The organism is Chromobacterium sinusclupearum, from assembly GCF_002902845.1.
Taxonomy (GTDB): Bacteria; Pseudomonadota; Gammaproteobacteria; order Burkholderiales; family Chromobacteriaceae; genus Chromobacterium; species Chromobacterium sinusclupearum.
In genome coordinates this window covers 16,147-28,898 of record NZ_PPTF01000057.1, presented here as the reverse complement: position 1 = coordinate 28,898, position 12,752 = coordinate 16,147, and the positions used below count along the sequence as shown (strand labels likewise).

Below are 12,752 nucleotides of genomic sequence, written 5' to 3'. Positions count from 1 at the left end.
CAACTGGCCGACGCCATGGAAACCGGCCCCGACGAAATCAGCCCGGACAACGCCAAAGCCGGCAAAAAGCCGGACGGCCACCTGCAACACCACGTCGACGCGCTCAAAGCCTGGGAAGCCGGCAGCAACACCGACAAAGACGGCAAAACCGCGAAAGAGCAGGCTGGCCAACAGCCGCTGCTGATCCTGTCCGGCCCGGCCGGCATCGCCTCCCTGACCGAACAAAGCCAAACCATCTCGGCCGGGGCCAACCTGAACCTGGTCGCCCAGCGCGACGCCAACCACAGCACGGGACGACGCTGGCTGCACAACGTGGGCCAGCACATCAGCCTGTTTGTGGCTGGGGTGAAAGACAAGGTGGCGCTGAAGCTGATCGCGGCCAAGGGCAAGGTACAAGTTCAGGCGCAGAGCGATGCGATGGAGCTGACGGCGGATAAGGATGTGACCATTACCTCGGTCAAACAGAAAATCCAGTTCAACGGCAAACAGGAAATCCTGCTGACCAGCGGCGGCGCTTATGTGCGGATTAAGGACGGCAAGATCGAGCTGCATGCGCCGGGCACCGTCAGCTTCAAGGGGGCCAGCCATGATTGGAGCGGGCCGGCGAGCATGAACCTGCCGTTCCCGCAGTTCCCGAACACGGTCTGCAAGTCCTGCATGGCGCAAGCGTTTAGCCAAGCCAACCCCTTGGTGGCGGCCAAATGAAGCAACAAGTTGTTTTGAAACAAGCCAGCCCGGATACATGGCTTGGCTTGTTGCTGGAGCAGGCGCAAGCGCTGGAATTGCCTTGGTTTGATCTGATCATCGATCAGGCGGAGATGGGATCGCGCTGGCAGGGCCGGATAGGCGCGCTGTATCCGCCGCGCATGCTGCTGCAAAACACGGCGCATGCCGAGGCGGCGGACCAGGGGCCGGTTTTGGTTCGCTTGGATGCCAGCCAGCCGCAAACGCGTTTGCTGAAGCTATTGCGGCAATGGCAGGGCCAGCCGCGCGTGCTGGCTTTGTTCAGCGCCTGGGACTATGACGCCTTGGCCGCCAGGCTCACGCTGTGTCTGCAAGCATCATGGGACAAGGGCTTGCAACAGGGGGTGTTGAGATACCACGACCCGCGGCTGTTTGGCGCAGTGGTGGAGGCGCTGGATGAACAGCGGCAGCAGTTATTGCTGGAGCCCGCTTCGAAGTGGCACTGGCTGGACCGCGATGGCCATGCCCGCATGCTGGATGCCGCCGCACTGCAGTTGCTGCCGCCGCTGCAATGGCGGCATGACTCTCTGACTTTAGAGCAGGATCACATCGACGCCTTGAGCAGCTGGCATCTGGCCGAAACCTGGCGCCAAAACCATTTGCTGGTGCCGGAGAGTTATGGCCTGGATTCCGAGGAAGAGATGATCCGCCGCCTGGCTATGGCGCATCAAGCAGCCGACAAGGCCAAGCTGTGGTCTGAAGACGAGCGGATGCCGCTGGTGGAGCGCTACCTTGGCCAGGGGCCGGCATGAGGCGGCTATTCGGTTTTGCAGGCGCAGCCTGGATATGGCTGAGCTTGAGCGGCTGCCAAAGTCTGGCGGGCGCGGAGATGATAGGCATTCCGGCAAGAGTGGTGAATGCCGATAAAAGCATCAGTATTATTCGCGCTACATTCAATGGTCAAGGGGTGAGTGGCGGCGGCGGAGATGAATGCTGCATGAGCATACCCGAAAAATGGAAGCCCGGCATGACTGCCGAGATTACTTGGAAAAAAGACCCGACACCCAAAAAAAATCCAGATGGATCGTCCCCACCACAATGGAAAAATGGTGAGCCGACTAGAGAGTGGGACGAATGGATGCGTATTCATCAGTCTAATTACAAGACAATGAGCAAAACTATCAATGTGCCGAAGTACGGCGATACCTGCGGTGTTACTTTTGTTTTTCTGCCCTGTGATGATGCTAGGGTGATTATTGATTGTGATCAAAAAAGTGAGCTTTTCCGCACTTTGCCTGCAGGACCAAACCGATATCTAGAGTTGATTCGCCGCATGGGTGGCAAGCAAACCTGTCAGTAAGCGCTATGGCAATTCTCAAACAGATTGTGGAGAAATAGGATGCAAAAACGATGGTTGACCGCCTTGGTTTTCTCGATTTTGGCCTTGCTGGCTGGCTGCCAAAGCCTGGCCGGCGAGGAGATGAAAGGGGTTCCGGCTCGCGTTGTCAATGCCGATAAAAGCATTAGCATTATTCGTGCCACATTCAATGGCCAAGGGGTAAGCGGTGGAGGTGGAGATGAGTGCTGCATCAGCATCCCAAGGAAGTGGAAGCCAGAAATGACTGCCGAAATTACTTGGGAAAAAGACCCGAGTCCTGAGCTAAATCCAGGAAACATCCCGCCGCCGAAGTGGAAAAATGGTAGTTCCACCCCTGAGTGGCGTGAGTGGATGCGTATTCATAAATCAAATTATCAGACACTAAGCAAGATAGTAAATGTGCCCAAGTATGAGAGAACATGTGGAGTGTCATTGATATTTTTGCCATGCGATGACCCAAGGGTGATTATTGATTGTGATCAAGATCTAGCAATTATGAATAATTTGCCGGGTGGGGAAAAATTCGACTCAGAGTTGATTCGTCGTTTGGGTGGGAGGCAATCATGTCGGTAAGTTTGGCGCCAGCCTATCCTAGCACAGGATATTTCCCGACCGAAGTTCCAACAGTCTTAAAGCAGCGCCGTCTGCAACAGCAGGAAATTGCAGAAAGTTGTATGGCGGAAAGATCCGAAGGGAAGCCTGCGCCTTGCAGTCAAGTATTGAACATTAGCCTGTTTTTTGATGGTACGAATAATCACGGTGATTCCGATGACAAGGCTAGCCCTGTGTGTAGCAGCAATGTGCGACGCCTTTTTCATGCAACCATAGGGGATGCAAAAACAATTGCTAGTGGTTATTTTAAGCACTACATGCAGGGTGTAGGGACTACATTTAAAGAAATCAAGGAAAATGGCCCTTCCTCATCCGGTCTGAGTTTTGCCACAGGCGGCGAGCGGCGCATTCTATGGGGCTTGACCCGGCTGATCGACTCGCTGCAAAGAGCGGTGGGCATCGGTAAATATGATGATGACAAAGCCTTGGGTGTGATCCAGAAAATGGAATTCACCTATGAAGAGGCGGAAAACGGCCTGAAGGTGAAGAAGCCTACCAGCCTGTCTGATCGTCAAGCCGCGATGAAGGAGGGCATGGCCGAGGTGCTAAAGAAGCTGGCGCAGCCGGACTTCAAACCGCAGGTGCTGAAGATCAAGTTGTGTGTTTACGGCTTCTCGCGCGGGGCGGCCGAGGCGCGCGCCTTTTTGTGGCGGCTGAACGAACAGATGCCGGACGAGACCTTCTTCGGCATCCCGTTGGAAGTGAAATTTCTCGGGATATTCGACACTGTGGCCTCGGTGGGCCTGACTGAACTGGCGCCGGGCGCCAAGGGACACTTGGACTGGGGTGGCGACATGGCGCTGCCGGACAAAACCTGGTTGCAACATTGCGAGCATATGGTCAGCGCCCATGAGCAGCGGCTGTGCTTTCCCTTGGACTCGGTGGGCAACAGCGCCTCCGGCGGCTACCCAAGCTGCGTCAAGGGGGAATGGGTGTATCCCGGCATGCATAGCGATGTCGGCGGCGGCTATCCGCCCAATGACCAGGGCAAGGCGCGCGGCGAGCAGGGCCTGTTGTTGTCGCAGTTGCCGCTGAACCATATGTACCGGCTGGCGTTTGAGGCCGGCGCGCCCTTGAAGATCAATGCCGGAGCTTTGACCGAAGGCACCGCCGCGGATAAGGCGAAACTAGCGTTGCTGCAGAAGCAGGAACCGTGGCGCTTTATGGAGCAGAAGGATATTAGTCTTTTTGATACGAGCACTGAGCTAAAAGCACGATTCAACGCCTGGCGCGCCGCCTCCAAGGCTTCCGGCTCGCTGACGGCCATCCTGCAGGAGCAAACCGCCCAGATCAACGCCTGGCGCATCGAGCGCTATGCGGGCGGCCTGCAAGGCCGGGGCGGGCAGGGCCAGCAGAACGCCGACTACTTCAAATACGCGCAATCGCAACGTGAAACGCCGTCCTGGGCCGTTGATCAGGAAAAGGCGGCCTGGGGCCGGCAAAGCCGCAAGGGCAGCGCCAGCGAGGTGACGATGGCGCCGCCGACTAGCGGAGTCTACTCGACACAGGACAAGCGATTCGTGCAAGTGCCGATTCCGCAGGACAAGCTGAGCGAGATGGACAAGGCGTATATTGGCAAGCCGTTCACGCCTAATCTGTCCAAAGAATATGAGCCGACGCAGGACGGCACCCAGTTGCAGGTGGGGGCCAAGGATTTCACGGATGATTACCTGGGCAAAATCAGCGTGGGGCTGAACCCGGTAGGCTGGCTGGCAACCATGTTTACTGCCGCATCGCGGATGTTCAGCAAAGACTGCACCGGTAAGGAGCGGGCTTTGCTGATCGAGAAGAGCGAAAAATTCTATCCGAATGTGAAAGACAATGCGGACTTGATGGCCTTGTACGACGAGCATGTGCATGACTCGCGCGCCTGGTTCATGTACTCCGCCTTGGGCAAGCTGGAGCCGCATGGTTCGTACTGGCGCTACCGCACGGTTTTCTTTACGCATGACGATAACAAGAAACTGATTTGCGAATCGGATGAAGCCAATGAGGCGTTCCAGAAAGAATTGCAGCGTAGGGAACAGGTGAAGGCTTTTACTCAGCGATGAGTTGGCCGCGAATGAATGTGTTGACTGGTGCATCCGCATCGCGCCAAGAGCCGAACCGACGATTGAAATATGCTTGAATCCTTACTCCCCTACTACGAACGCGAACTCGGCCAGCTGCGCGAGCTGTCCGGCGAGTTCGCGCGCCGCTATCCCAAGATCGCCGGCCGGCTGCAGATGGAAGGCGACCAGTGCGCCGATCCGCATACCGAGCGGCTGATCGAGGCGTTTGCGTTGCTGGCGTCCCGCATCCACAAGAAGCTGGACGACGATTATCCCGAGGTGGCGGAGAGCTTCCTCGATGTGCTGTATCCGCATTATCTGCAGCCGATTCCGTCCGCCACCATCGTGCAGTTCGAGTGCGATCCGGCGCGGCCGGAGATCGCCAAGCGCTACCGCGTGGAGCGCGGGCAGGCGGTGCATGCGCCGGCCATCAACGGCGTGGTGTGCAAGTTCCGCAGCGCCTATCCGGTGGACCTGTATCCGCTGTCCTTGAAGGACGCGCGGCTGGAGCTGACCAGCGGCTCGCCGTACCTGCGCCAACTGGCGCCGGACGCGGCGGCGCTGCTGACGCTGGAGTGCCACACACATGGCGGGCTGGCGCTGAACCACATCGGTTTGACGTCCTTGCGTTTCTTCCTGGACGGCGAGCCGGCGCTGATGCACCTGCTTTACGAGCTGCTGCTGTCGCAGGTGCTGCGCATCCGCGTGGGCGACGGCAGCGAGGACCCGGCCCGCACCTTCACGCTGCCGGCCTCGGCCATCCGTCCGGTGGGCTTTGGCCGCGACGAGGGCATGCTGGAGTACGACGAGCGCTCCTTCATGGGCTACCGTCTGCTGACGGAATACTTCTGCTATCCGGAAAAATTCCTGTTTGTCGACATCGCGGAGCTGGACAAGGCGGCCGCGCGGCTGAACGGGGAAAAATTGGTGCTGCAGCTGGTGCTGGGCGACTACCCGGACAGCGAGCGCCATCATCGGCTGCTGACGCAGCTGCAGCCGCAGCATCTGAAGCTGGGCTGCACCCCGGTGGTGAACCTGTTCAAGCAGCCGGGCGAGCCTATCCGCATCAGCCATCAAAAGACGGGCTACCCGGTGCTGGCCGATGGCCGCAAGCCGCAGGCTTACGAAGTGATCCAGATCCGCAAGGTGGTGCGGGTGGAGAAATCCGGCGAGGGCGAAACCAGCGAGGAAGTGCCGCCGTTCTATGCCACGCGCCACGGCAGCGAGCGCCAGGCGCCGCGCTTCTACTGGCACGCCAGCCGCGAAGGTTCGCCGCGCCAGGGCGACAAGGGCACGGACCTGGAGCTGCATCTGGTGGATCTGCAGTTCAACGCGGTGCGTCCAGCGGCTGAGGTGCTGAGCCTGGAGCTGCTGTGCAGCAACCGCGATCTGCCGGAGCAGATTCCGTTTGGCGGCAGCCAGGCGGCGCAGCGCACCGACTTCACCCTGCCGGGACACTCGGTGGTGAAGCGCGTGCGCCTGTTGCGCAAGCCTTCCGCCACCCAGCGCAGCCCCTTGGGCCGCGCCGTGCAGTGGCGGCTGATCTCTCACCTGTCGCTGAACTACATGTCCATCGTCGATTCCGGCGTGGCCGCGCTGCAGGAGATGCTGGCGCTGTACAACCTCACCGGATCGCCGGTCAACGTGCGGCAAATCCAGGGCGTGGTGGGCATTCATAGCGAAGCGGCGGTGACGCGCGTCACCGGCCGCGACTTTGCAGGCTTTGTGCGCGGCAGCGACATCCGGCTGAAACTGGACGCGGACTACTATGTGGGTGGCAGCGTCTACCTGTTCGCCTCGGTGCTGGAGCGCTTCTTCGCGCTGTATTGCGCGCCGAACAGCTTCACCCGCTTGCGGGTGGAAACCGTGCAACAGAATCAGGAGGTGGCGGCATGGCCGGCCAGAGCGGGCGAAGCCCTCGTGATCTGAGGCAGGAGCTGGCCCATGACGCCAGCCAGTTCGGCTTCTTCCAGGCGGCGCGCATCCTGGGCCTGTCCGGCCACAAGCGGGCCGGTGCCTGGCGCGGGCGGCTGCCGGAGCGGCTGCGCTTCCGCACGCTGGCGTCGCTGTCCTTCCCGGCCAGCGAGCTGACCGGCTACCAGCCGGCGGCGGAGGGCAGCGAGGCGGCGGATGAGATGACCATCAGCTTCATGGGCCTCACTGGGCCGAGCGGCGCCTTGCCCACCGCGTATACGGAGTTGTTGCTGGAGCGCCGGCTGCGCCACCGCGACGACACCATGCACGCGTTTTTCGACCTGTTCAGCCACCGCGCCGCCTCGCTGTTTTTCGAGGCCTGGTGCAAGTACCGCAGCTGGGTCAATGTCGAGGCCGGCGAGCGCGATGGTTTCACCCGCAATCTGCTGGACCTGGGCGGCGTCGGGCTGGGCCAGCTGCGGCAGCAGATGGGGCCGGGCGCGCAGCTGGATGAGCGGATGTTTGTCTATTACGCCGGTTTGCTGAGCCAGAAGCCGCTGTCGGCGCAATCGCTGGTGACGCTGGTGGAGGGTTTCTTTGGCGTCAAGGCCAGCCTGGAGCAGTTTGTCGGCCAGTGGCTGCAGGTGCCGCGCGAGGAGCAGAGCCAGCTGGGCGTGGACGGTTGCGAGCTGGGCCTGTCCGCCTTTGCCGGCGAGCGCATCTGGGACCGCCAGACCAAGATCAAGCTGCGGTTGGGGCCGCTGCGCCGCGAGCAGTTCAACGCGCTGCAGCCGCACGCCGCCGGCGCGCAGGCGCTGCGCGCGCTGATGCAGTACGCGCTGGGCCACAGCCTGGCAGCCGAGGTCTGCCTGGTGCTGGATGAGCGCGATGTGGCGCCGGCGGTGCTGGGTTCGGCCGCGCTGAGCCTGGGCGGCGACAGCTGGCTGGGCCGCCCGTCAGGCCATCCCGACGATATGCGTTACACCCTGTTGAACTGATAGGAAAGTCGAAAATGGGCATCCTGAAGCGATTGCTGGGCCGCGGCAAACCGGCCGAACTGCGCGTGGCGCGGCCGGCCGAAACGCCGCCGCAGCTGGAGCCGGCCGTGGCCGCGCTGCAGCGCGAAGACTGGCCGCAGGCGTTGCGGCTGGCGCAGCCGCATCTGGAGGCGCGCTCCCCTGCGGTGCGGGCCGATGCCTACCGGCTGTGCGCGCTGGCCAGCAGCCGTCTGGCGCAATGGGATACGGCGTTCTCCTGCTGGATGAAATTGTTCGAGCTGGAGCCCACTGCCCATAACGCGCTGCAACTGGCCAGCACCTCGGTGATGGCCGGCGCGGTGGAGCGCGGCAAGGCCTGGATGATGAAGTTTGACGAGCTGAACCGGCAAAGCCGCGAGTTCTCCTGTGCCATGGCCTACGCCAATTTCGCCTCCGCCCTGGCCCAGGCCGGCCATGTGGCGGACGCCGTGCCGTATCTGACCTGGCTGCGCGAGCTGTACCGCGAACTGAAAATCACCGACGACATGTTCCTGCACCAGCGGGGCGTGCCGTTTTTCGGCGTATTCCTGGAAAACAGCTGGCCGTTGTTGCGGCAATGCCTGGACGACGGCGCGCTGCTGGCCTGGTACCGGGTGATGCTGGACGATCTGGACCCGGATGGCCGCGCCGCGCTTAGTGGCTGGCTGGCGGATGCCTTGCCCGCGGCCGCGGCCAACGAAGAACAACCTTAAAGCAAACATCTTAAATCTCAAGCATTGGAAGCATATGTCCGTTTCTTTGAAATCCCTGATAGACCGGTTGACGCCCACCGCGCGTCAGGCCATTGAGCAGGCCGCCAGCCGCGCGCTGGCGCGCACCCATTTCGAGATCGAGATCGAGCACGTGCTGCTGGCGATGTTCGATCAGGACAACAACGCCGCGCTGGCGGCGCTGCGCGCGCTGGGCGCCGATCTGTCGCGGCTGGAGCGCGAGCTGGACGCCGCGCTGGACGCCTTCCGCAGCGGCAATACCCGCAATCCCGTGCTGTCCGGCTGGCTGCCCAAGTGGCTGGAAAAAGCCTGGCTGCAAGCCAGCGCCGAGCATGGCCAGGACAATGTGTCCACGCTGGACCTGATGCTGGCGCTGTGGCAGGACGACGCCCTGCGCGGCGCGCTGCAGTCGGGCGCGCCGGCGCTGGCGCGGCTGGACGCCGGCAAGCTGGACGGCGCTTACGCCGCGCTGCGCCAGCATGGCGGCGAAGCCATGGGCCATGCCGCGGAAGAAGCCGGCGCCGAGCAAGACGACGACGCGCCCGCCGCGCCGCAGGGCAAGCGCGGCAGCCCGGCGCTGGACAAGTACACCATCGACCTGACCGCGCAGGCGCGCGCCGGCAAGATCGACCCCATCCTGGGCCGCGACGGCGAAATCCGCCAGATGATAGACATCCTGATGCGCCGCCGGCAGAACAACCCCATCCTCACCGGCGAGCCGGGCGTGGGCAAGACCGCCGTGGTGGAAGGCCTGGCGCGCAAGATCGTGCTGGGCGAAGTGCCGCCGGTGCTGACCGGCGTGACCCTGCGCACGCTGGACCTGGGCCTATTGCAGGCCGGCGCCAGCGTCAAGGGCGAGTTCGAGAACCGGCTGCGTCAGGTGATCGACGAGGTCAAGGCCAGCCCGGTGCCCATCATCCTGTTCATCGACGAGGCGCATACCCTGATCGGCGCCGGCGGCGCGGCAGGCCAGAACGACGCGGCCAACCTGCTGAAGCCGGCGCTGGCGCGCGGCGAGCTGCGCACCATCGCGGCGACAACCTGGGCCGAATACAAGAAGTACTTCGAGAAGGACGCAGCGCTGGCGCGCCGCTTCCAGGTGGTGAAGGTCGAGGAGCCGGCCCCGGAAATCGCCGTGCAGATGGTGCGCGGCCTGACCGATGCCATGGCCAAGCACCATGAAGTGGAAATCCTCAATGAGGCCGTCGCCGCGGCCGTGCATCTGTCCAGCCGCTACATCGCCGGCCGCCAGCTGCCGGACAAGGCCATCAGCGTGCTCGATACCGCCTGCGCCCGCGTGGCGCTGTCGCGCGCCGGCAAGCCGGGACCGATCGAAGACGTGTCGGTGCTGATTGAAAACATCGACCGCGAAATCGCCGCGTTGCAGCGCGAGGAAGGCCACGCCGAGCGCATCGCCGAGCTGGAAGCGCAGCGCGTCGAGCTGGAAGGCAATCTGCAACAGCTGCACGAAGCCTGGGAAGCGCAGCAGAAGCTGATCGAAGAAATCGACCAGCTGAAAGCGCAGCGCGGCGAGGCCAAGCCGGCCAAGGGCAAGAAGCTCAGCCCGCTGCAGGCCAAGCGCAAGGAATTGCGCGAGCTGCAAAAGCACCAGCCGTTGGCTTTCGAATGCGTGGACGAAAGCGTGATCGCCGACGTCATCGCCGGCTGGACCGGTATCCCGCTGGGGCGCATGGTCAGCAACGAGCTGGAACAGGTGCAGAAGCTGGCCAAGCTCTTGGCCGAGCGCGTCATCGGCCAGGACCACGCGCTGGAGCAGATCGCCGAGCGCGTGCAGATCGCCAAGGCCGGCCTGGAAGATCCGGGCAAGCCCAAGGGCGTGTTCATGCTGGTGGGCCCGTCCGGCGTCGGCAAGACCGAAACCGCGCTGGCGCTGGCCGAGGCGCTGTACGGCGGCGAGCGCAATCTGATCACCATCAATATGTCCGAATACCAGGAAGCGCACAGCGTGTCCGGCCTGAAAGGCTCGCCGCCGGGCTATGTCGGTTACGGCGAGGGCGGCGTGCTGACCGAGGCCGTGCGCCGCAAGCCGTACTCCGTCGTCCTGCTGGACGAAGTAGAGAAGGCGCACCCGGACGTGCTGGAGCTGTTCTTCCAGGTGTTCGACAAGGGCGTGCTGGAGGATAGCGAAGGCCGCGAAGTGGACTTCAAGAACACCATCATCCTGCTGACGTCCAACGCCGGCACCGATCTGGTGATGCGCGCCTGCGAGCACGGCGTGACAGTGGAAGACGAAACCCGCGACCCGACGGCCGAAGACCTGGTGGAAATCCTGCGCCCGACGTTGCAGAAGACCTTCAAGCCGGCTTTTCTGGGCCGTTTGACCATCGTGCCTTACTTCCCGATCAGCGACGAAGTGCTGCGCGCCATTGTCTCGCTGAAGCTGGAAAAGATCCGCCGCCGCATCGCCGACAACCACGGCGCGCAGGTGGAGTTCCCGGCCGATCTGGCCGAGCAGATGGCCGCGCGCTGCCTGGACGTGGACAGCGGCGCGCGCAACGCCGATGCCATCCTCACCCGCACGCTGCTGGCGCAGATCTCCAACGATCTGTTGTCGCGCATGGCCACGGGCAAGCCGGTGAAGAAGATCGCCGTCTCGCTCAAGGGCGAGCAGGTGAAGGTGAAGGTTAGCTAAGGAGCGTTTCCCATGTGGAGAATGTTGGCCCTGTTTACCGGCGCCAGCGTCAGCTGGTGGGCGCTGCTGTGGCTGGTGCTGCCGCAAAGCTGGCAGCGCATCAGCCCGTCCGCCATCCTGCTGCTGCACCTGGGGCCGCCCATGCTGCTGAGCGTGGGCGTCAAGGTGTGGACGTTCTTGAAAGAGAAGAAAGCCAAGGCCGAGGTTGAGCAGCAGGAAGCCCAGGCCGAAGCCGAGCGCGCCGGCAAGCGCGAAGAAGCCCGCGCCCAGCATGCGGCCGCGCTGCAGGAACGCCAGCGCGCAGTCAGTTGCCGCTGGCTGTGGGCGGCGGCCGTGCCGGCCAAGGACGAGCCGGCTTGGCTGGCGGAAAGCGCCGAAGGCGTTTGGTGGGCCGCGCTGGACAAGGATGAGGTGGAAGCGGGCGAGCGGCTGGACGCGCTGGCCCCGCACATCGCCGAGATGCTGAGCAGCCTGTACGCAGCAGCGCCGGGCGCGGCCTGGCTGCCGCTGTATCTGGAGCCGATGCGCGAAGTCCCAGGCGTGGAGCAGCTGACCCGCGTCAAGGAGCTGAGGCAGCAGGCGGCGGCCGAGGCGCTGGGCGCCGACGCCCACGTGTCCGGCGAATGTCGCTTCCTGCCGGGCAGCGGCCAATTGGCCGAACGCGTATTGCAGGTGCTGCAGCAGGACCCGGAATCGCCGGGCGTGCTGGTGTTGGCCGCCGACGCGCCGCTGGCCACGCAGGACGATGACGACGATTGGGGCGAGGTGGACCCGGCGCTGCGCGAATACCGCCGTTGGCACGGCGAGCCCGGCATGGCCGTGGTGGCCATGCTGTTCCTGCGCGACGATCTGGTCGCGCCGGCCGAGCCGGATCAGGAAGCCGCGGACGCCGATCCCTACCAGCCGTATTGGGAGAAGGACTTTTCCGGCCCGTCCGCCGGCTGGGGCGTGGTGCCGGCCAGCCGCCAAGCCAGCCTGGCGGCATTGCCGGTGCTGGCGGTGCTGGCCCAATCCAGTTCCACCCAGCTGGCGCAAGACCGCGCCTTGCAGCTGGCGCGCCAGCTGCAACCGGTGCTGGACAACGCCTTGGTCAACGCCGCCTTGCTGGACTACCCGTTCAGCCCGGAGGAGGCCAAGCCGGAAAACAAGCAGGCCGCCACGGTGGCCTGGCTGTGCCACAACAGCGGGCAGATCGATGTCGGCGGCGTGCGGCTGGCGGCCATCGCCACCGCTTTGTCGCGGCACGAGGTCGAACTGCACCCGATAGACGAGGCGAGCAACGTGGTGCGCGAGTGGGGCGACGCCGGATCGGCCACGCCCTTATTGATGGCCGCCACCGCGGTCAACCACTGCGCGCGGCTGCAGGCGCCCGCAGTGATCACTCATTTCCATGACGAGCTGGTGTCGCTGGCCTTGGCCAGGCCGCCGGCAGAGGAGGCGACAGCATGAAGGCGGCAATTCGTTTGGGCGACCCCACCGACCATGGCGGCAAGGTAGTGAGCGCCGCGTCCAGCACCACGCTGTTCGGCAAGCAGGTGGCTTGCGTCGGCGACGCCGTCAGCTGCCCGAAGGAAGGCCACGTCAACTGCACCATCGTCGAAGGCGACGGCAGCTGGCTGGTGGGCGGCAAGCCGGTGGCGCTGGACGGCCACAAGGTCAGCTGCGGCGCCACGCTGATTTCCACGCTGCCCCAGGTCAGGAAGGGATAAAGAA

11 protein-coding genes are annotated in these 12,752 nt (G+C 63.3%); all 11 read left to right on the top strand.

All coding sequences use genetic code 11. From position 1 onward, the window contains the following. Positions 1-705: DUF2345 domain-containing protein (locus C2134_RS11825; RefSeq protein ID WP_146042148.1), on the top strand; the 705-nt coding region annotated here is incomplete at its 5' end. After that, entirely contained in the window at positions 702-1,496 is a 795-nt protein-coding gene (gene tla1 / locus C2134_RS11820; RefSeq protein WP_103320284.1) for a toxin Tle1 chaperone Tla1, read from the top strand. The genes C2134_RS11825 and tla1, both read left to right, overlap by 4 nt. Next, on the top strand, positions 1,493-2,044 hold the full coding sequence (locus tag C2134_RS11815; protein ID WP_103320282.1) for a DUF3304 domain-containing protein: 552 nt from the start codon (positions 1,493-1,495) through the stop codon (positions 2,042-2,044). The genes tla1 and C2134_RS11815 overlap by 4 nt, the downstream gene beginning before the upstream one ends. Positions 2,045-2,083: 39 nt before the next feature. Then, entirely contained in the window at positions 2,084-2,635 is a 552-nt protein-coding gene (locus C2134_RS11810; protein ID WP_103320280.1) for a DUF3304 domain-containing protein, read from the top strand. Further along, entirely contained in the window at positions 2,626-4,725 is a 2,100-nt protein-coding gene (locus C2134_RS11805) for a T6SS phospholipase effector Tle1-like catalytic domain-containing protein (RefSeq protein ID WP_103320278.1), read from the top strand. The genes C2134_RS11810 and C2134_RS11805 overlap by 10 nt, the downstream gene beginning before the upstream one ends. A 69-nt stretch (positions 4,726-4,794) precedes the next feature. Then, positions 4,795-6,654, top strand: coding sequence for a type VI secretion system baseplate subunit TssF (gene tssF, locus C2134_RS11800; protein ID WP_103320276.1), 1,860 nt, complete (start codon positions 4,795-4,797; stop codon positions 6,652-6,654). Further along, positions 6,618-7,637, top strand: coding sequence for a type VI secretion system baseplate subunit TssG (gene tssG, locus C2134_RS11795; RefSeq protein ID WP_103320273.1), 1,020 nt, complete (start codon positions 6,618-6,620; stop codon positions 7,635-7,637). Before tssF ends, tssG begins: the two co-directional genes overlap by 37 nt. Before the next feature lie 14 nt (positions 7,638-7,651). Further along, the gene (locus tag C2134_RS11790) at positions 7,652-8,368 is read left to right on the top strand and encodes a hypothetical protein (protein WP_103320272.1); all 717 of its coding nucleotides are present in this window, start codon (positions 7,652-7,654) and stop codon (positions 8,366-8,368) included. Positions 8,369-8,402: 34 nt separating this feature from the next. Then, the gene (gene tssH, locus C2134_RS11785) at positions 8,403-11,039 is read left to right on the top strand and encodes a type VI secretion system ATPase TssH (RefSeq protein ID WP_103320270.1); all 2,637 of its coding nucleotides are present in this window, start codon (positions 8,403-8,405) and stop codon (positions 11,037-11,039) included. Positions 11,040-11,051: 12 nt separating this feature from the next. Further along, entirely contained in the window at positions 11,052-12,488 is a 1,437-nt protein-coding gene (locus tag C2134_RS11780; RefSeq protein WP_103320267.1) for a hypothetical protein, read from the top strand. Then, entirely contained in the window at positions 12,485-12,748 is a 264-nt protein-coding gene (locus C2134_RS11775; protein WP_103320265.1) for a PAAR domain-containing protein, read from the top strand. Before C2134_RS11780 ends, C2134_RS11775 begins: the two co-directional genes overlap by 4 nt. Positions 12,749-12,752 lie beyond the last annotated feature (4 nt).

Bases quoted from the DNA above. Each gene is read 5' to 3' on its own strand.
- tla1 (WP_103320284.1), top strand. From the start codon at position 702: ATGAAGCAACAAGTTGTTTTGAAACAAGCCAGCCCGGATACATGGCTT.
- C2134_RS11815 (WP_103320282.1), top strand. From the start codon at position 1,493: ATGAGGCGGCTATTCGGTTTTGCAGGCGCAGCCTGGATATGGCTGAGC.
- C2134_RS11810 (WP_103320280.1), top strand. From the start codon at position 2,084: ATGCAAAAACGATGGTTGACCGCCTTGGTTTTCTCGATTTTGGCCTTG.
- C2134_RS11805 (WP_103320278.1), top strand. From the start codon at position 2,626: ATGTCGGTAAGTTTGGCGCCAGCCTATCCTAGCACAGGATATTTCCCG.
- tssF (WP_103320276.1), top strand. From the start codon at position 4,795: ATGCTTGAATCCTTACTCCCCTACTACGAACGCGAACTCGGCCAGCTG.
- tssG (WP_103320273.1), top strand. From the start codon at position 6,618: ATGGCCGGCCAGAGCGGGCGAAGCCCTCGTGATCTGAGGCAGGAGCTG.
- C2134_RS11790 (WP_103320272.1), top strand. From the start codon at position 7,652: ATGGGCATCCTGAAGCGATTGCTGGGCCGCGGCAAACCGGCCGAACTG.
- tssH (WP_103320270.1), top strand. From the start codon at position 8,403: ATGTCCGTTTCTTTGAAATCCCTGATAGACCGGTTGACGCCCACCGCG.
- C2134_RS11780 (WP_103320267.1), top strand. From the start codon at position 11,052: ATGTGGAGAATGTTGGCCCTGTTTACCGGCGCCAGCGTCAGCTGGTGG.
- C2134_RS11775 (WP_103320265.1), top strand. From the start codon at position 12,485: ATGAAGGCGGCAATTCGTTTGGGCGACCCCACCGACCATGGCGGCAAG.